This window comes from Nitrospira tepida, from assembly GCF_947241125.1.
Taxonomy (GTDB): domain Bacteria; phylum Nitrospirota; class Nitrospiria; order Nitrospirales; family Nitrospiraceae; genus Nitrospira_G; species Nitrospira_G tepida.
The window spans coordinates 2,921,760-2,939,370 of the sequence record NZ_OX365700.1 but is presented as its reverse complement, the minus strand read 5'-3'; the positions used below and the strand labels follow the sequence as shown (position 1 = coordinate 2,939,370).

The 17,611-nt window shown below is 62.3% G+C and carries 16 protein-coding genes; 6 read left to right on the top strand and 10 right to left on the bottom strand.

Annotated features, from left to right (window positions below):
- Nucleotides 1-13: 13 nt before the first annotated feature.
- On the bottom strand, nucleotides 14-271 hold the full coding sequence (locus QWI75_RS13965) for a hypothetical protein (RefSeq protein ID WP_289269189.1): 258 nt from the start codon (nucleotides 269-271) through the stop codon (nucleotides 14-16).
- Entirely contained in the window at nucleotides 268-3,117 is a 2,850-nt protein-coding gene (locus QWI75_RS13960; RefSeq protein ID WP_289269188.1) for an FAD-binding and (Fe-S)-binding domain-containing protein, read from the bottom strand. The genes QWI75_RS13965 and QWI75_RS13960 overlap by 4 nt, the downstream gene beginning before the upstream one ends.
- Nucleotides 3,118-3,286: 169 nt before the next feature.
- Here QWI75_RS13960 and QWI75_RS13955 point away from each other — a divergent pair, with 169 nt between their 5' ends.
- Nucleotides 3,287-4,252 (top strand): 2-hydroxyacid dehydrogenase, encoded by a 966-nt coding sequence (locus QWI75_RS13955; RefSeq protein WP_289269187.1) that lies wholly within the window; start codon nucleotides 3,287-3,289, stop codon nucleotides 4,250-4,252.
- Nucleotides 4,253-4,274: 22 nt separating this feature from the next.
- Here the strand turns inward: QWI75_RS13955 and QWI75_RS13950 are convergent, their stop codons facing one another.
- Nucleotides 4,275-6,005, bottom strand: a complete 1,731-nt coding sequence (locus tag QWI75_RS13950) for a tetratricopeptide repeat protein (protein WP_289269186.1) — start codon at nucleotides 6,003-6,005, stop codon at nucleotides 4,275-4,277.
- A gap of 187 nt (nucleotides 6,006-6,192) precedes the next feature.
- Entirely contained in the window at nucleotides 6,193-6,408 is a 216-nt protein-coding gene (locus QWI75_RS13945) for a cold-shock protein (RefSeq protein WP_289269185.1), read from the bottom strand.
- A 339-nt stretch (nucleotides 6,409-6,747) separates the two neighbouring features.
- On the opposite strand from QWI75_RS13945, the gene lptF reads away from it, so the two are divergent.
- From lptF to lpxD, 5 genes are all read left to right on the top strand, one after another.
- A complete protein-coding gene (lptF, locus tag QWI75_RS13940) occupies nucleotides 6,748-7,836 on the top strand; it encodes an LPS export ABC transporter permease LptF (protein WP_289269184.1) in 1,089 nt (362 codons plus the stop codon).
- A gap of 5 nt (nucleotides 7,837-7,841) precedes the next feature.
- Nucleotides 7,842-8,933, top strand: coding sequence for an LPS export ABC transporter permease LptG (gene lptG / locus QWI75_RS13935; protein ID WP_289269183.1), 1,092 nt, complete (start codon nucleotides 7,842-7,844; stop codon nucleotides 8,931-8,933).
- Between the two features lie 95 nt (nucleotides 8,934-9,028).
- Nucleotides 9,029-10,285, top strand: coding sequence for a beta-ketoacyl-ACP synthase II (fabF, locus tag QWI75_RS13930; protein WP_289269182.1), 1,257 nt, complete (start codon nucleotides 9,029-9,031; stop codon nucleotides 10,283-10,285).
- 14 nt (nucleotides 10,286-10,299) lie between these two features.
- Nucleotides 10,300-10,638, top strand: coding sequence for an acyl carrier protein (locus QWI75_RS13925; RefSeq protein ID WP_289269181.1), 339 nt, complete (start codon nucleotides 10,300-10,302; stop codon nucleotides 10,636-10,638).
- Between the two features lie 6 nt (nucleotides 10,639-10,644).
- Entirely contained in the window at nucleotides 10,645-11,718 is a 1,074-nt protein-coding gene (lpxD, locus tag QWI75_RS13920) for a UDP-3-O-(3-hydroxymyristoyl)glucosamine N-acyltransferase (RefSeq protein ID WP_289269180.1), read from the top strand.
- A gap of 14 nt (nucleotides 11,719-11,732) precedes the next feature.
- Here lpxD and QWI75_RS13915 read toward each other — a convergent pair whose 3' ends face one another.
- The 6 genes from QWI75_RS13915 to QWI75_RS13890 all read right to left on the bottom strand — a co-directional run bounded on the left by QWI75_RS13915 (nucleotide 11,733) and on the right by QWI75_RS13890 (nucleotide 17,585).
- Entirely contained in the window at nucleotides 11,733-12,272 is a 540-nt protein-coding gene (locus QWI75_RS13915) for a hypothetical protein (RefSeq protein WP_289269179.1), read from the bottom strand.
- 382 nt (nucleotides 12,273-12,654) lie between these two features.
- The gene (locus QWI75_RS13910; RefSeq protein ID WP_289269178.1) at nucleotides 12,655-13,737 is read right to left on the bottom strand and encodes an HD-GYP domain-containing protein; all 1,083 of its coding nucleotides are present in this window, start codon (nucleotides 13,735-13,737) and stop codon (nucleotides 12,655-12,657) included.
- Between the two features lie 10 nt (nucleotides 13,738-13,747).
- Nucleotides 13,748-14,542 (bottom strand): ExeA family protein, encoded by a 795-nt coding sequence (locus QWI75_RS13905; protein WP_289269177.1) that lies wholly within the window; start codon nucleotides 14,540-14,542, stop codon nucleotides 13,748-13,750.
- A gap of 104 nt (nucleotides 14,543-14,646) precedes the next feature.
- Entirely contained in the window at nucleotides 14,647-15,585 is a 939-nt protein-coding gene (locus QWI75_RS13900) for an Hpt domain-containing protein (protein WP_289269176.1), read from the bottom strand.
- Nucleotides 15,586-15,616: 31 nt separating this feature from the next.
- Nucleotides 15,617-17,101 carry a response regulator gene (locus QWI75_RS13895; protein ID WP_289269175.1) on the bottom strand — a complete coding sequence of 495 codons (1,485 nt, stop codon included), beginning with the start codon at nucleotides 17,099-17,101 and terminating at the stop codon, nucleotides 15,617-15,619.
- 19 nt (nucleotides 17,102-17,120) lie between these two features.
- Nucleotides 17,121-17,585 carry a chemotaxis protein CheW gene (locus QWI75_RS13890; RefSeq protein WP_289269174.1) on the bottom strand — a complete coding sequence of 155 codons (465 nt, stop codon included), beginning with the start codon at nucleotides 17,583-17,585 and terminating at the stop codon, nucleotides 17,121-17,123.
- Between the last annotated feature and the right edge of the window lie 26 nt (nucleotides 17,586-17,611).

Sequence of the window (17,611 nt, the reverse complement as noted above, 5' to 3'; positions counted from 1 at the left end):
TGTCCTCTCCTTCTCAACCAGCCGAGCCCTCGCCGTCGGCGGCTCGGTGACAGTGAAAACAATCCGGCCGTTTCGGGTGCCGTACCGGCAGCGGACGGCTGCCGCCGGAGGCGTGGCAGGAGAGACAATCGGCTTCCGATTTCAGGTTGCGGTGGTTCGCTGTCGCCGGAACCATAGGATTGCGATCCCGCGGGGAGGGCAGCAGCGACACTCCGATCACCACGGTCAAGGCCCCCAGGACGAACAGCAGGTCGAATTTTCTCAGCCTCACGCGGACCCGTCTCCTCCGTCTCCATGAGGCTGAAGCCTCTCTCCCAGCGTGTCCGCCACCAGTTGAGCCACGTGCTGCACATCAGCCCGCCCCTTTAGTCCCGTCCGCAATTGGATCATGCAGGCCGGGCAACTGGTCGCGACCACCTCCGCGCCGCTCTGTTCTACGGCGCGCCGCTTACGTTCGACGATGCGTTGCGAGGTCTCATAGTCCTTGACCAGATACGTCCCCGCCCCTCCCGCGCATCGATCGGCATCGACCATCTCCACGTACTCGATTCCAGGAAGCTGGGTCAAGACCTGCCTCGGCGGCTTGGTGACTCCGGCGGCCCGCAGGTGACAGGACGAATGGTAGGTGACCTTGCGTCGGCCTGCGCGAGGGGCTTGACCTGATGCTGATGCCGACAAGAGCGGCGCCTCGGCGGCGACCTCGGAGATATGTTTGACTCGGCCAGCCAACCGGAGCGCTTCCTCCTCTTCCGGTTCTCCCGCGAAGAGTAGGGCATAGTCCTTGAGCATTAGGGTGCAGGAGGCGCAGCCGGTCACCACCGTTTCATAGGGAGCCAGGGAGCGCAGATTAAACCGAGCCCCCTCTTTAGCCAAGGCTCGATGGCCGTAAGTCTCAATCGGTGTGCCGGAACAGCGTTGCGGCGGCAGGTCCGGTTCCAGGTTCAAATGCCTCAAGACCGAGATCACCGCCTCCCCCACTCCGTCGTCGAAGTAGTTGGCCGCGCAGCCATGGAAGTAGGCGACGCGCCGCGGGGCTTGGCCGGGCCGAGGGATCAATGTTTGATACCGGTCTCTCAGGTGGCGGCGAGCCAAGGTCGGCAGCGCGATGTCTGGGGCGAGTCGGGCCGTCTCGGCGATCCGTCGCAGAAACGGCCTGGTCATCCGGTCGATCCAGGCACGCAGGGCCGGCCGATCCCACCAGGGTTGCGTCCAGGCCAGCAGCTTCAGCAAGGGCTCGAACCATCTCGGGCGCGCGTGCAACCGGAAGATCCAGCCGGCGGCCTGATTCGGCTGCTCCGCCCGCTTCCGGAGGATCAATTCGGACACGTCCACGCCGGCCGGGCAGACCGTGCGGCAGGACTTGCAGTTGAGGCAGGCTTCCACGACCCGCTTCGATTCAAGGTAACTGTAATCCGAAGCCGTGACGATCTCATACCAGCCGCGGGAACTCATGTCTTCCGATTGAAAGACATCGTAGACCGGGCAGACCGCATTGCATTTGGCGCAGGTCGCGCAGCTCTTCGAGAGGCGGGTATAGTCGATGTGCTCGGTAAAGGGCGTCTCGCTGAGCTTGACGCCGGGATTCAAGAGTCCGGACGGATCGAGGGCCCGCTTCACTTGGACGAACAGGTCATAGAGGTCGTCGCCGAACATGCGCCGAACGTAGCCGGCCCGCACCCGCCCATCCCCATGTTCACCGCAGATGGACCCGTCGAAATTGGTCAGGACCGCGTTGTGAATCTCATGGTAGGTCTCGACCATCCGCTCGAAATCCTTGGGATCGTTGACGTCGAGGAGCGGGACGATATGGGCGTTGCCGTTGCCGATATGGCCGAAGATCGCCACCGGCACCTGCTCGCCGGTAAAGACCCCACCCAGATAGCGGATCAGCTCGCTGATGCGCTCGGCCCGAACCACCACGTCGTCCACATAGTTGATCGGCTTCTTTTTCGCGTCGAATCGATAGAGCGTCGGGTAGAGGGCTTTGCGAGCTTTCCACAGTTGGTCCCGCTCCTCGCGGTCGAATGCCAGCGCGATCTCGCCGGCCAGGTTGAAGCTCCGGCACAGGCTCCGGAGGCGGGCGCTGCGTTCCTGAACGGAAGGCTGCCCCGGCTCCTCATCGAGCTCGATGAGCAGGGTTGCGGCGGCCTCGCTCGGAATCCCATGGCGGGAACGGCCGATCAAGTCCAACGTGTGGGCGTCCATGATTTCGAGGGCGCTCGGACGAAGCGTCAGCAACTGCGGCACGGCCTCGCCGACTTTCTCCAGATGGGCAAAGTGAAGGAGGGCCGTGACGGTGGCCGTGGGCCGAGGCACCAACCGGATTGTGGCCTCGCTCATCACGCCCAGCGTCCCCTCGCTGCCCACGAACAATTTGGGGAGATCAAACAGACCGGCTTCAAGCCCGTCAACCAACCCAAAGAGGTTGTAGCCGGAGCTGTTCTTGCTGACGCGCGGAGCCTTGCTGTGAATCAGGGCACGGTGCCGGTCCACGAGCGTCCTAACGATCTCAAGGCCTGGGTGTCGGGCCAGCAGCGGTGGAAGCAGAGGGTCTGTCAACCGAAAGGGCTGGGCATCAAGCCACTCGCCCGATGAAAGGCAGAGCCGCAGGCTTCGAACATTGTCCTTCACGGACCCGTAACGCAACGTGTGGGGACCGGACGAGTTATTGGCCAGCATGCCGCCGAGCTTGCACATCTCCCCGCTGGAGGGGTCCGGGCCGAACATGACCTGTTGCGGCGCCAGTTGCTTATTCAACTCGGCCAGCACGATGCCTGGCTGGATCCTGGCCCAGCCTGCTTCCCGATTGACCTCCAGGATCCGGTTCATCGGCGACACGTCCAGGATGATGCCGGTTCCGATGGCCGAGCCGGTGAGGTTGGTGCCGGCCGCCCGTGGGGTCAAGGGGATGCCGCGCTCGACCGCGTATCGGACGACCGTGGAGATGTCCTGCTCGTTGTGGGCCAGCGCGATCGTATCCGGCGTCAGCCGGTAGATGCTGGCATCAACGGCGTAGGCCCTGCGCGACGACTGGTCGTCCTTGACCTTGTCGCTGCCCAGCCGCTGCCGAAGATCGTTGGCGATGGAGGAATGGGCATCTGGCAGGATCAATGGCATGATGGTTCGTCAGGCTCTCTGTGCATTCTAGACGCCCGTGTTTCAGAAGGACAAGCGGGCGTCAGAAGGCAGGCTCGACCGTCTGCGGAGCCCTGCGCGGAGTCATTGAGGTCGCAGACTGCTCCCGCTAGGATAGCGAGTCGATGGATTGCCTGAAGGAACGGTGCCGATGATGGAGGCCTCGTCACCTCTCGTGTTTGTCGCGCGCCGGCTGCCGGAGCCGGTGATGGCACGTCTGCGCGAACGGTACCGGCTGACGGACGAGCCGAGCGACGAGCCGCCGGGACGTGAACGGTTGATCGCCGGACTGAGCGAGGCGGACGCGGCCATCTGCACGCTGACGGAACGGATCGACGACGACGCGCTTCGAGCAGGATGCCGGCTCAAGATCATCGCCAACTACGCCGTCGGGTTCAACAACATCGATCTCGACGCAGCGAAGCGCCGACGCATCATCGTCACGAACACGCCTGACGTGCTGACTGATGCCACCGCCGATGTGACGTGGGCGCTGTTGCTGGCGGTGGCCCGGCGGGTGACGGAAGGTCATGCACTGGTGCAACAACGGTCTTGGAGCGGCTGGGCGCCGACGCAATTGCTGGGCGCGGATGTCACGGGGCGCACCCTCGGGATCATTGGGATGGGCCGCATTGGCCGGGCCGTGGCGGAGCGGGCGGCCGGCTTTCGGATGCCTGTTCTGTATACGGCTCATCAGGAAGTCGTTCCAGCAGTGCCCGGCACCTGGCAGCGAGCATCATTCGAACAGGTCTTGGCGCAATCGGATTTCGTCAGCCTCCATGTGCCGCTGACCGACGAGACGCGTCATCTGATCGATGCCAGGGCCCTGTCCCTCATGCGGCGATCGGCCTTTCTGATCAATAGCTCCCGCGGGCCGGTGGTGGATGAGGCGGCGCTGGCTCATTCGTTGAAACAAGGGCGGATCGCCGGCGCGGGCTTGGACGTGTATGAACGGGAACCGGCCATTCACCACGATCTGTTGGGTCTTCCCAACGTGGTGACCCTGCCCCATCTCGGTTCGGCGACCTGGCGCACCCGTGTCCGCATGGGCGAGATCTGCCTGGAGAATATCGACGCGGTGGTCAACGATCGCCCGGCCCCGAATCAAGTAACCTGACGCGGCTGAAGCGGACTGAAACCTATGGTGTGGCGAGACGAATGGAAGAAGATTGGTGTTGGGTCGAGGGGGCTGTTTGCTGGTGGCGGAGGTCTTCCAGATGGTCGCGGGCGTCGGCAAAGTCGGCGATCGATTCAAAAATTTGAAGGGCCTGCTCGACGTGGGATTCGGCCTTGTAGAGGAGTCCCAGCTCGTATCGCGCCAGGCGGGCCTTGTCTCCGGTGCAGTCCGGGTGTTGCACGGCCTCTTCCAGTTGGGCTATGGCCTCCTTATGGCGTTTCAGGGCCCGAAGGCATTGGGAGACCATGAGGCACGAATCCAGATAAAACGAAGGGTTCTTGGCTGACACCTGAAACTCTTCCAATGCCTCTTCCGGAATTCCCATGTTCTTGAACGCGAGGCCCAGTTGGAAATGGGCCTGATAATCCACCGTGACAGGCTCCGCCGTCGCCGCTGGGTCCGCCGCGGATGGAGGCGGGGTTCCAATTGCATGGGTTTGGTTGCCGTCCCATGGGGCCGGAGTGCTGGCCGAGTGGCTGGCCGCCGCTTGCGAGGCTGGACGCGCGTTCGGTTCAAAGAGAGGGGCAAACTTTTTCCGAACCGGTCCGTCCGGATCGAGCCCCTTCACCTTTTCATACAGCTCGCTCGGGAGCGAGGGCAGGCTCGGGTCCGGCTGGTCCAGCAGGACCGCAATCGCGGTTCCGAAATGTTGCGCCGCCGCGGGACCATCCCCCTTTTCCTCGAAGAGCTCGCCGAGCAATTCTAACAGCGCGACCGAGCGCGGCTCGACCGCGAGAAACTCCTGAATCAGGGATTCGGCCAGGTCGTATTCCTGGGACCGGAGCGCGGAGCCGGCGAGAAAACGGTATTCGTTCAAGGCGACGTTGAGCTGTCCTTGCTTGAGGTGCAGGCGCGCCAAGAGCCGGCAGATCTCGGGATTGCCCGGTTCCCGGGACAGCATCTGGCTCAGCATCGCCTCGGCGCCTTCGTACTGCCCGGCGTCCATCCGGCGCCGCGCTTCGCTTAACAGATCGCCGGGAGCGGCGGTATTCGAGATGCCGCGGGCGCCCCCCTCCCCTCCGGCGGCCTGCCCTCGCTTCAGCGCGCCCTGAGTCACTTGCTTTTCCGCATTGACGAATTGTTCGGCCTCCCGGTTGTTCGGATCGATCCGCAGGACCGCCGCGTAGGCGTCCCGGGCTTCGGCCGTCCGGCCCTGCGCCGACCGTTCCCGTCCTAAGTGCAGGTAGACCTTGATCGCCTCGTCCTGCATGTTTTCCTGGAGGCAGAGCTCCGCGACCCGTTCCTGCGCATCGAGATTGGACGGATCCTGTTGGATGATCAGGCGGTAGACTTCCAAGGCCTCCCTGTTTTTTCGTTCCTTCAGATACCATTTGGCCAGCGTGAGGTAGTCGGATACGGCGCTGCTGAGCAGGCCCCGCTCGGCATTGAGGTCGCCCAAGAATCGATAGATGTCGTAGCGGGACGGATCGATCTTCAGGATTTTCTTATAGGCGGCGATGGCCTTGAGCGGCGCGCCGTCATCACGAAAAGCCTTGGCGGCCTGGAGGTAGGCGTTAATGGCTTCGGCTTTGGCGTTGCGCTTGAGCTGGAGGTCGCCGATCGAGTTATAGATCGTGCCGTCGTTGGGGGCGTCCTGGGCCAGCTTCTTCCATTCCCCGATGGCCGCGTCGAATTGGCCTTTGGAGGCATAGATCTGCGCGTTGTGAAGAATCGACGTGCGGTCGGCAGCCAAGATCAGGCTCCGGGATACATGACCGAATCACCCTATCGGCGCGGCCCCAATTTGTCAACGAATGGCGCTATTCCTGCCCGGGAACGGCGGCGGTCGGTCGGGAAGCCGGCTGCCGGAGCCCCAAAACACGACGAGCCTCCCGGCCGACCGGGAGGCTCGTCGCCAACGACGTGCTGTTCGGAGCGCGTCACGCGTTCAGGGCGGTTTTCAGCACATTGGCAGCTTGCGGCCCCTTGGCTCCCTGGACGATGTCAAACTCGACACTCTCTCCTTCTTTGAGGGTCTTGAATCCCTCGCCGAGCAGGGCCGAGTAATGGACGAAGACATCGTCTCCGTTGTCCAACCGAATGAACCCGAACCCCTTTCGATCATTGAACCATTTGACTGTCCCCTTACTTTTCACACAGCCCTCCTTTCCTGTGTAGCCACGCGACAGGGTGCTGCCTGGGCCGATGATAACCGACGGTTCAGGACTGCCGACACACAGCGTTGAAAGTGATCAATAACGGAGAAGCGAAGGGCCGGCGCCGAGGTGAAGTGAGAGGCGTTCATCTAAAGGCCAAAAAATCCGCGGGCATGTTACCTACGGCTCCGTGGGTTGTCAAGCCGGTGTTGCAGGGCCTGTTTCACGACCGTCGTTCGTGGGCCATGGAGAAGACCGGGCGAAGACCGTCCTTCAGGTTTACATCCAGGGCAGAGTCGATTACTATGATCAGTTGCCGCTACGCATGAGTTCCCACACGTGTTTCTAAGAACCCTACTCGATCGCTATATTTTCGCCGAGCTGTTGTCCCCTTTTTCGGTCAGTCTGGCGGCCCTGTGCTTCGTCATGCTGACCCGCGAACTGTTGCGGCTGGTGGAACTGCTGGTCTCGAAAGGCGTGGGGCTGTGGGCCGTCATGAAAGTGTTTCTGCATCTGTTGCCCTCGTTCCTCGTGTTGACCCTGCCGATTGCCGCGATCATCGCCTCGATCACCGCCTTCGGCCGACTGTCGTTCGACAAGGAACTCGTGGCGATGCGCGCGGCCGGCTTGAGCCTGTTGCGGTTGGCCCAGCCGGTCTTGCTGTTCGCCTGCCTGGTGTTCGGATTTACGCTGCTGCTCGCGCAATGGGGGCAACCCTGGTCGAATTTCAACCTCAAGAAGGTGGCGCTGAACCTGTTGCGAGATCAACTGGTCCTGGCACTCGACCGAGGGGTCTTCAACGAGCCGCTTCCGAAGATGATCGTCTATGTGCCGGCCGGCTCGAACGGAGAAGCCGCGCCGGGCATCTTTGTCTCGGATGAACGGAATCCCGACGACCCCCGCATCATCGTCGCCGGTGGCTATACGGTCTTTACGGACCAGGCAAACCAACAGGTGTCTCTGCGGCTTGAAAACGGCGTCGTGCACAGTCGCCCAGAACAGGCGGAGCGGTATCAACAGGTGTCCTTCGAGACCTACGACATCCGCATGAATCTGAATCAGGGGGCCGCCCTCGCCGACGATCGTCCCTCCTATCAGGAGGTGCTGAAGGTCCTGGAGCAATCCCAGTGGCGCAATCCGATCGCCCTCCGCCGGCTGATGGAATACTACAAGGACTTGGCCTTTCCCACCGCCACCCTCGTGTTTTGCCTGTTGGGCGTTCCGACCGGCATCGTCTCCAAACGTTCGGGACGGATGGGCGGCTTTGCCGTCGGCGTGGTCATCGTCGTGGTCTATTACATGCTGAACATGCTCTGTGAGTTCCTCGTGACGACGTTGGTCATTCCGCCCTTGGCCGGCGCCTGGCTGCCCAACCTGGTCTTTGCCCTCATCACGATCGTGGCGTTCTATCGAGTCAGCCGGCGGTGAGAGGCATGACGATTCTCTTCCGTTACATCGGGCTGGAATTCGCGAAACTGTTCCTGATGTGTTTTTCAGGGTTGATGACGATCTATCTGGTCATCGATTTCTTTGAAAAATTAAGAAGATTTTTGAAGTTTGACGCCCAAATGTCCGACATTCTGGCATTTTTCCTCCTCAGAACTCCGGGAATTACGTTTCAAATTGCGCCGTTGGCGGTTTTGATGGCGACGCTGTTGTCGCTGGGACTCCTGTCCCGCAACCATGAGATCACGGCCATGCGGAGTTGCGGCGTCAGCTTGGGCCGGCTCGCCGCTCCTTTCCTGGTGATCGGCGGCGTGATCTCAGTCCTGTTGCTCGGCATGACCTCCGTGATCATTCCGACGGCCACCGCGCGGGCGGAATACGTCAAGAACACCTTTATCGAAAAGAAACCCCAGAATCTGGCCCTGAAGGCCGCGCGGCCCTGGCTCCAGATTCGCGGGCCCGCCCTGCTGAACGTGGAATTGGTGGAGCCGGGCGGCCGGGTGCTCCAGGGTGTGCGCGTCTATCAGTTGGGGCCGCAGTTTCGTCTCACCCTCCTGACGGAAGCCAGACAGGCCGTCCATACGGAACGAGGCTGGCTGCTGCAGGACGGCATCGATCGCCGCTTTCTCCCCAACGGCAACGTGACGATGGAGCCGTTTATGGAAAAGCCGCTACCGCTCTCGCAAGAACCGCAGGATTTTGATTCCTGGTTGGCGGTCGAATCGGAATCGCTGACCCTGCGCGAACTGAAGGCCTATATCGATCGACTGAGCCTCGATGGGTATAATTTTTCCCGCGTGCTCACCGACTACCATGGCCGGATGGCCTTTCCGTTCGTCAGCGTCATCATGGTGCTGGTCGGCATCGCGCTCAGCCTCCGCAAAATGGGCACGAGGGGCACTGGCCTCGCGATGGGGATCGGCCAGGCCATGGTCGTGGGATTCTTTTACTGGATGACCCATTCGGTCGCGATTGCGTTGGGTCGAAGCGGCGTCCTCCTGCCCGTGCTGGCCGCCTGGATGGCCAATATCATGTTCCTGAGCGTGGCGCTATATCTGCTGCTCCGGGTTCGGTATTAACCTTGGTGTTCGTCCACGACCTCCGCAAAAACGTTGACTGCTTACCACCCTTCAGGTACAAGCAAGCGATTTGATTCCGGTATAATGTGAAACCCATGGCATCTCGCGTCGTCGTCACAGGTCTGGGGATGGTCTCGCCGATCGGCATCGGGGTCGGCGAGTTCTGGAAGGCCGCCCTGGAAGGTCGAGCTGGCATCACGGCCATCGAATCCTTCGATCCCTTTCCGATGGATCTCTATCGCTGTCGCGTGGCCGGCCAGGTCCGCGAGTTCAACCCCGCGCAGTACCTCGAAGGACCGATGGTCGAACGGGTGGACCGCTATGCGCAGTTTGCGCTGGTGGCGGCTAAAGAGGCGCTGGCGGATGCCGGGTTGCGCATGGACCAGGTCCGCGCCCACCGGGTCGGCGTCATCATGGGAGCCGGCATGGGCGGGATGGTGATGGGCGAGCGGGAAATCACCCAGTTGTACCAGACGCAGCGGCCCAATCGCGTGCATCCTAATTTCATTCCGACCATTACCCTCAACTCCGCTTCCGGCATCGTCGCCATGGTCTATGGGGCCAAGGGGCCGAACCTCACGATTTCAACCGCCTGTTCGTCGAGCGCGCACGCGGTCGGCCAGGCGCTGAACGCGATTCGCACCGGTCAGGCCGATGTCGTGATCACGGTCGGAGCCGATGCCAGCATCACCCCGCTGGTCTTCGCCGGATTTTGTTCGCTGCGGGCGCTCTCGACCGGGTTCAATGATCGGCCCGAGGCCGCCTCGCGTCCGTTCGAACGGCAGCGGGACGGGTTCGTGATGGGCGAAGGCGCGGCCGCGCTCATCTTGGAATCGCTCCCGCATGCAAGAAAAAGGAAGGCCCGGATCTACGCGGAAGTCGCCGGCTATGCCGCGACCAGCGAGGCCTACCATATGGTCATCCCCCGCGAGGACGGGGTCGAGGTGGCCACCACCATGAAATTGGCGCTGGATGACGCCGGGGTCACACCGGCTCAGGTGGACTACATCAACGCCCATGCGACGTCGACCGTGGTGGGCGACGCCGTGGAGGTGAAGGCGATCCGCCAGTTGTTCAAATCCAGGGCCGATCGATTGGCGGTGAACGCCACCAAGTCTCTGGTCGGCCACACGCTGGGGGCGGCCGGCGCCATTGGGTCCGTGGCCTGCGCTCTCGCGATCGACACCGGGATGGTGCATCCCACCCGCAATTATGACGATCCGGATCCGGCCTGCGCGCTGGCCGGCATTTCCACCCAGGTCCAGCAGCGGCGGGTGCGGGTTGCGATGATGAACGCCTTTGGCTTCGGCAGCAACAACGCGGCAGTCGTCTTCAAGAAATTCGCCGCCTGAGGGGGACGCATCTCATGGTCGAGGCATCCGTCCAGACACGCATCCTCCAAGCGCTGGCAGCCTATCTGAAACGCGATCCCGGCGGGATTCCGTCCGACGCCCATCTTCGCGACGATTTGGGATTGGATTCCATGGCCACGATCGAGCTGCTCTATCGGGTGGAGGAGGCGTTCGATATCCAGATTCCCGATCAGGACCTGCAAGGCCTCGTCACGGTGGCGGACGTCGTCCACTACGTGGACCGGCGGCTCGCCCCGCCGGCGTCGGTCGAGCCCCGTGCCGCGAAAGCCAAACTGAAGCCCAAACCGAAATCCCGGCCGACCCGAGTCGCAGCGAAGAGGAAACGAGGCTAGCGCGTCGTGGCGATTCCCTCCCCTGCCATTTCACTCGCGGACATTGCCGAGTTTGTTCAGGGGCGGATCGAAGGCGATCCTGCCCGGGTCATTCGTGGCGTCGCGAGCTTGCAAGAGGCCGGACCGACGGACCTCAGTTATATCGCGCAGGATCGGTTCCTCTCACAGACCCGGGAAAGCCGGGCGGCGGCCTTCATCGTGGCCCATCGGTTTGCGGAGGTCCCGCAGCCGCAAATCGTGGTGCAGAATCCCGCCTATGCCTTTGCCCGCGTCGTGCAACAGTGGTTTGTGCCCGCCTACCGGGCGCGCGGCATTGCATCGGACCTGGTCAAGGGCTCGGAAGTCCGCATCGGCGCCGATGCATCGATCTGGTCCTCGGTGACATTGGGCGATCGGGTGACGATCGGGGCCAGAGTGACCCTGTACCCGGGCGTGTTCATTGGCGAGGAGACCGAGATCGGCGACGACTGCGTCCTCTATCCGAACGTGGTCGTGCGCGAGCGCTGTACCATCGGGCGCCGGGTGGTGATCCACAGCGGGACCGTGATCGGCAGCGACGGGTTCGGGTATGTGCAGCACGACGGGCGCCATCACAAGGTCCCACAAATCGGCGGGGTCGTACTCGAAGATGACGTTGAACTCGGCGCCAACGTCACGGTCGACCGGGCGACCTTCGGCATGACGCGGATTCGCCGCGGGACCAAGGTGGATAATCTGGTGCAGATCGCGCACAACGTCGAGATCGGCGAGGATACGATTGTCGTGGCGCAGGTCGGGATCGCCGGCAGCACGCGCGTGGGGAGCCACGTCATGATTGGCGGCCAGGCCGGGTTGGCCGACCATCTTCAGATCGCGGACCGGGTGTTGATCGCGGCGCGCTCCGGCGTGAACCGCAGCGTGACCTCGGACCAGATCGTTTCGGGAGCCCCCGCCATGCCGCATGAACAGGCCCTCAAGGCGCAGGCGCTGATCCCCCACCTGCCTGAGATGCGGCAACGGTTGCGCGAATTGCAGAAGCGAGTCGAAACTCTCGAGCGGGCAGGAGTGGTTCGCACCGGACGGGCCAAGAAGGTCCGCTGACTGGTTTCTTCAGCTTATCGTAGCGCGGCCCGCGCCGGTCCCCAAAGTTCCCTCCAGGCGTAAATCCGCGAGCAAAAAAATCCAGACCAGGGCAGTAGGTAGGCGGCGACGGCATACACATGCCCGCTGGCGGTGGCAAGAGACGAAGCCCCCACAAGGACGGCGGTCGCCAGGCCATACCACAGCGGCACCCATTTTCTACCCGGATGGTCGACGGCGACCATCACAGGCTCCTTTCGCTTGAACCGCCGGTCATGACTGGCAAAGGCCCGGAGTCGCCCTGCGAAATATTCCGGCGCCTCTTTGAGCAGGTACCGGTGATACCGGGATTGCCCCCATCCGGCGAGCGCGCCGAGCAAAAACAGGGCCGTGCTGTAGATGAACGTCCCGCCTCCGTAAATATCGGCAAGGTACTGGTAACCCAGCGCCATGGTGCCGGCGATCAGCAGAATGAGCCCGAGCAGGGCCGAAGGGAACAGCAGGTGCACCCGGATATATTCCTGGGCCCGTTCCGTGAGGTTTTCTTCCCGTCGTGGCGTAATGAGTTTGGCCATCGCCTTCGCTCCCTATGAGGAGGTGGGTTCGGCCGATCGGCCGCCCCCTTTCCTCCCCGACTGCTTTGAAACGGGCTCGGGCGATTATACGAAGATCCCGTTCAGGAATCACGGACGCTGATTGCTCCATCACAGATCGACCACGCGCACCTGCGCTTTCCACAGAAATTGTGCAAGCCCTGTGGGTAACCATGTGGAGATGATCCCGGCGATCAGACGGCGCGGCCTCTTCATGCAAACTGCCCAAGATTTAGGCGGATGGCGTCTCGACAGTTCAAGGACATCCTCGGACATACACGACGGCCCTGGTTGGTGCGTGGCAGGAAATCGACAGGCTGTCTTGGCAAGGGGGAACAGAGGTTGCGGTGGCAACAGGGGGATGTTATGGGACAGACGAAGAGCCGGATTCCGGGGATTCTCCTTGAGACTCCACCACCTGTTGAATAGTGGAGGCGATCTCATCAAGCCCTTCCAGCAGAGCCGAGAAGCGATCGGAAAAGGATTGGGGTTCCTCTTCGGAAAGAATCGGTGAAGGTTTGTCCGGCGAACGCGACAGGTAGTGAGGTTCCGGCGGGGCGACGGCATCCAGAATACACAGGTCCGGCGTTGAGCTTAGGTCGATCACGGTCGTGAGCTCGCTTCCCGAGTCTTCATCGCCGATCTGGACGACGGGTCTCATGGGAAACCGTGGATTGAGGCGGATGACGAACCCCTCATCCCCTGAACTCAGGCGGACCTTGGTTCCCAGGGGATAGACGGACAGTTGTTCGACGAGCGCCTTGAGGACCGTCCGCGAGAAGGCGCCTCGCTCGTGCCGCAACAGTTCACGCATGGCTTCGTGCGGAAGCATGCGGCGGCGATAGGGTCGCGGGCTGACCAACGCTTCAAACACGTCCGCCAACCCGATCACCTGGGCGAAGGGATGAATCTGGCTGCCTTTGAGCCGCTGCGGATACCCCTGGCCGGACCATCGTTCATGCGCCTGGCGCACCACGGTCGCCAACCAGTCATAGTCCGGCCCCAGTCGCGTGATCGTCTTGAAGCCGGCCTCGGGATGCTGTTCCAGGACGGCTCGTTCCTGCGGCGTCAGTTTGCCGGGTTTTTGAATCAGCGACGGCGGCACCGAAAAGATGCCGATGTCGTGCAGAAGGCCCGCGAGGGTGAGTTGCTCCAATTGGCGGCCGTTGTAGCCGAGACCTAAACCGATTCGTGCGGCCAGGATGCCCACGTGCACGAGATTGGCGATCAACCGGTCTCCCAACGGGGCCGACAGCGCCTGGACGACGAGAGCCTCCGATCGGTCGAGCGATGTGGTCATGCCTTTCGCGATGTCCGCCAACTTGGTGAGATCCAGCGGGTCCTGCAATCGGACTGTCCGGCTGAGGCGGGACAGTTCCCGTGTCGCCGCTTGATACCAGCCGTCTGCGTCGGCCTGTTGATTGATCATCGCCTGATGGTCTGCCATCGGCTTGCCTTTACAATACCTTCAGCGCCTGCTCGACCAGGAGCGGTGTGATGCAATCCACCGCGTCCAGAGATCCGAGCAACAAACAGAGATCGCAGATGGAATTGATCACGCGGCACACGCCGCCGGACTGCCGGTGAATCTCGGACTGGGCATCCTTGGAAAACAGGTCGCGGGACGTTCCCGCAGATCGGAGTCTGGCGGTGATATAGGCCCGCGTCTCCTCTTCGTCGAACGGCAGCAGGTGGCAGCGCAGCGCAATGCGTTGATCCAGTTGCAGGATGCCGCGCACCCGGTCGGCCAATTCCGGTTGGCCCATCAGCAGCAGCGTCACGAGACATTGATGGTTCAACTGAAAGTTCAGGAGGAGCCGCAGTTCTTCGAAAATGCGGTCTTCCGTGATGCTTTGGGCTTCGTCGACGATCAACACCGTGGTCATACCTTGTTGATGGTTCTGGAGGAACCGGTCATGCAGTCGGTGCATCAGTTCCCGCTTGCTGCCTTCAGGACTCAGGCCGAACTGATACGCAATCTCCGCCAGAAATTCCACGACGGGCAGCGCCGGGTTGGTCACGAGCGCCATGTCGTAGCGGGACGGATGAAGGGCGAGGACGAGCGCCCGGCTCAGCAGGGTTTTTCCCGATCCGATGGCGCCCGTCAACAACAGGGCTCCCTTTCGCGCCTCGATTCCATAGAGCATGCGCTGGCGGGCGGTCTCGTGCTTCGCGGATGGAAAGTAAAACCTCGGATCGGGAACATTGTCGAACGGTCGAGTCTGCAAGCCCCAGAACTGCTCATAGGCCATCGGGTTGCCTCAATGTCCGACGGTCGCCGCTTGTCTTGTCCACATGGTTCGGTGCGGTCCGACAGGACGGAAGGCCGAGAATTTCATAAGAGAAAGGCCGTTGATCAGGCCGCTAGGAGTTCGACGATCGCCGTTCGTTCCTCTCGCTCGGCTTCGAGCCATGCCTGGGCGGTTGCTCCCAGGGCGGCCAAGCGAGTCTCCACCGCTCCGAACCGCTGGGCAGATATCGCCAACCGGCGCTCGGTTGCAATCTTGATGAACGAGGACAGGCCCTGAAAGAAATGCAGCAATGGCACGGCGTCGCGTTGCCGTGCTTGATCCACAAGCTGATCCACCGTCTGGAGACATTCCGTAGTCCGATCAACAGGACGGTTCGAGGCCGGCTGGCGGGACATGGATTTCAAGGCCGCCACGGCTGCACTCAGGAATGGAAGCGCGGACTGTACCCGGCGGACAAAATCGTCATGATCGCGACAGACCTCGTCCACTTGCGCGACGAGGGTCGGCGGATCCACTTGGGAGTATCCCCGCTCCAGGTCCTGCTGCACCAGTCGGATCACGCTGTCTATCACGGAACGGGGAGCAGGCGCTGTGCGCATCTGCGTCCGGCGCAGCGTATGGAGCGCGTGCAGCAACTCTTTGGCGTGGCGCAGGCCCGGCTGCTGCGCTTCAAAGGTGACGGTCGCGGGGATGCCGGTATTGGACGCCACCAGTTCCGTGATGTTGGCGAGCGAGTCGCGTAGCTTGGCGAGCGTCTCGCTGGCGCCCATCGAGTCCGCTCCGCGGAGCTGCTCCAGCAATGGCAGAAGACTGAACACCAGTTCCTGGATGGCCGGAAGATCGATTGTGGCTGCGGACCCTCCCAGGCTGGTAATTCCGCGGGCGATGACGTCCAAGGCGTCGGACCTCACGGAGGGATCCAGGGAAGCTTGGAAGCGGGCGAGCGCCTGTTGAATCTGCGCGAGCCACTCGTAGGCTTCGGCGGCGAAAAGTTCAAGGAGTTCGCGCTGAAACTCATCGCCTGCGACCGCCGGTTCTGCCATGGTTAGAGAGGGGATGTCACAGGGTTGCCGGTTATCGACCGGGGCCGCTTCCCAGTTTTGATGCGAGCCCCGCAATTTCTCCGAGCTTTCTGGCCATGTCTTCCAAGCGCTTGGCGGATTGCTCGGCGGCATGTTCTGCCTCACCGATACGGCGGATGAGCGCATCGTTGCGTTCCCGCTCCGCGGCAAGGGCGCGTTCGAGGTCGGGAAGACGATCCGCCTTGGGCTTGGCTTCCGCAAGTTCCGCGGCCAATTGCTCCGCGCGTTCCTGGACCGTCGCCAGCGTCTGTTCCAACTCCGGCACGCGGGAGGCCTGAGGTTTCGCATTGGCGAGATCGGCGTCCACCTGCTCGATGTGCTGGCGGGCGTCCGCCAAGGCGGCGTGGGCGGCGCGCAGTTGATCTCGGAGTTGCGTCGCTTCGTTCGTCCGCATGCCGAGTTCGGCTTCGGCTGCGGCGCACTGTTTGCGCAGGCCGTCGCGTTCGGCGCTGGCCTCCTGGAGGTCGGATTCAACTTCCGCCAGACGTGTCGCTTTCTGTTCAAGCTCGGTCATCTGCTTGACCAACTCAGCCTGTGCCGCCCGCTCGGCCACCAGTGTTGCTTCGAGCTCCTGTACTTTTTGTGCGGTCTCTCGCGCTCCGGCGAGGGCCTGGGTCAGTTCCGCCACCCGGACCCGGTGTTCTTCGAGGGCCTGTGCGATCTCCTGAGCGTGCTGCGCTTCCGATTGAGCCGCTGCTTGCGCTTCCGACAACGCGGTCGTCAGTTGGGCGATTCGTTCGCGTTCGGCCGCCAGCGCCACCTCGGCTTCCTGCCCTCGCTTGGCCTCCAATTCTAAATCGGAGGCGCGTTGCATCAATTGCGCGACATGGTCACGCTCGGCGCGCAACTGATCTTCCAGAGAGCCGGCTTGCGCCTGTTGACGTGTGGCCTCCTCCAGTTCGTGGGCCAATGTGGAGGAACGCGCTCGTTCTTGAGCGAGTTCGTGTTCGATTTCTTTCAGGCGGCTGGCCGCCAGACGGTAAGAATCCAGCTCATGGTCCGCAATGTGCTGGGCCGGTGCGGCGGAAGCAGCTCGTGCCGATTCCGTCGGTTTGAGATCGGCGGGCGCAGAAGGCGGCGCCGGAGCCGGAGCAGGCGGGGCGGCTGGTTGGCGTTTGTGCAGGAGCGCGGAGACACGGTCCTGGAGCGAAGTCCCTTGAAACGGCTTCTTGAGCACGCCGTCCGCGCGACAGGATTCCGCCTGCTTCGTGACGTCATCATTGACGATGCCGGAAATCAGAAGGACGGGAATAGCCGCAAACTTTGAGTGCGAGCGGACATAGCCGCAGACTTCGTAGCCGCTCTTATCGGGCATGATGACGTCGGACACCACGATGTCCGGCGGGTCATGCTCCAGCAAGGTGATGGCCTCTTCGGCGTTGGCAGCCAGGGTGACATTCAGCCCCGCCTCCTTCAACAGGCGTTCCGCCACCTTGCGTACCGCGATGCTGTCGTCTGCAACTAAAACACGCGGCATAGGGTTCTCCCTGGTGAGGTCATGCGGTCACACTCTCCTGTGTCGTCCCAAGCGTCCGAAGCGACAGCATCGGGACCTCGAGGTGGGTCAGTCGACAAACCTGCCTCACCCCGGGATAGAGTCCGGACGCAGGCCGAATCATATCAGCCCCGACCGTTTCCAGCGAAGGAATTTCAGAATCAATTCGTACGATCAGCGGACCCAGTGCATGTTTAACCAAAAGGGCCAAGGGAGCTGAGTCCCGAATTGAAAGGGAAAGCTGTCCGGCCAAGTCGTAGACGGGCAGGACTTCATCGTGCCGGCGGGCGATGGCGGTGAGGAATCGCGAGGAACTGGGAACCGGCATCGTCATCGGCCAAGGTTGGACCCCGCCGACCTCCTCCGCTCGGGCGGCGAAGGTGTGTCCTCCGATCCGGAACACCAGAAGTTGGATGGTGGCGGCGACCGGAACGGGCTTGCCCGATGGCTGGGTATGTTTGAGCATGTTTTGATCGCTCCGTCAACGGTCTC

Bases quoted from the DNA above. Each gene is read 5' to 3' on its own strand.
- QWI75_RS13895 (WP_289269175.1), bottom strand. From the start codon at position 17,101: ATGCCGCGTGTTTTAGTTGCAGACGACAGCATCGCGGTACGCAAGGTG.
- QWI75_RS13955 (WP_289269187.1), top strand. From the start codon at position 3,287: ATGATGGAGGCCTCGTCACCTCTCGTGTTTGTCGCGCGCCGGCTGCCG.
- QWI75_RS13910 (WP_289269178.1), bottom strand. From the start codon at position 13,737: ATGGCAGACCATCAGGCGATGATCAATCAACAGGCCGACGCAGACGGC.
- QWI75_RS13915 (WP_289269179.1), bottom strand. From the start codon at position 12,272: ATGGCCAAACTCATTACGCCACGACGGGAAGAAAACCTCACGGAACGG.
- QWI75_RS13960 (WP_289269188.1), bottom strand. From the start codon at position 3,117: ATGCCATTGATCCTGCCAGATGCCCATTCCTCCATCGCCAACGATCTT.
- fabF (WP_289269182.1), top strand. From the start codon at position 9,029: ATGGCATCTCGCGTCGTCGTCACAGGTCTGGGGATGGTCTCGCCGATC.
- QWI75_RS13890 (WP_289269174.1), bottom strand. From the start codon at position 17,585: ATGCTCAAACATACCCAGCCATCGGGCAAGCCCGTTCCGGTCGCCGCC.
- lptG (WP_289269183.1), top strand. From the start codon at position 7,842: ATGACGATTCTCTTCCGTTACATCGGGCTGGAATTCGCGAAACTGTTC.
- QWI75_RS13905 (WP_289269177.1), bottom strand. From the start codon at position 14,542: ATGGCCTATGAGCAGTTCTGGGGCTTGCAGACTCGACCGTTCGACAAT.
- QWI75_RS13925 (WP_289269181.1), top strand. From the start codon at position 10,300: ATGGTCGAGGCATCCGTCCAGACACGCATCCTCCAAGCGCTGGCAGCC.
- QWI75_RS13900 (WP_289269176.1), bottom strand. From the start codon at position 15,585: ATGGCAGAACCGGCGGTCGCAGGCGATGAGTTTCAGCGCGAACTCCTT.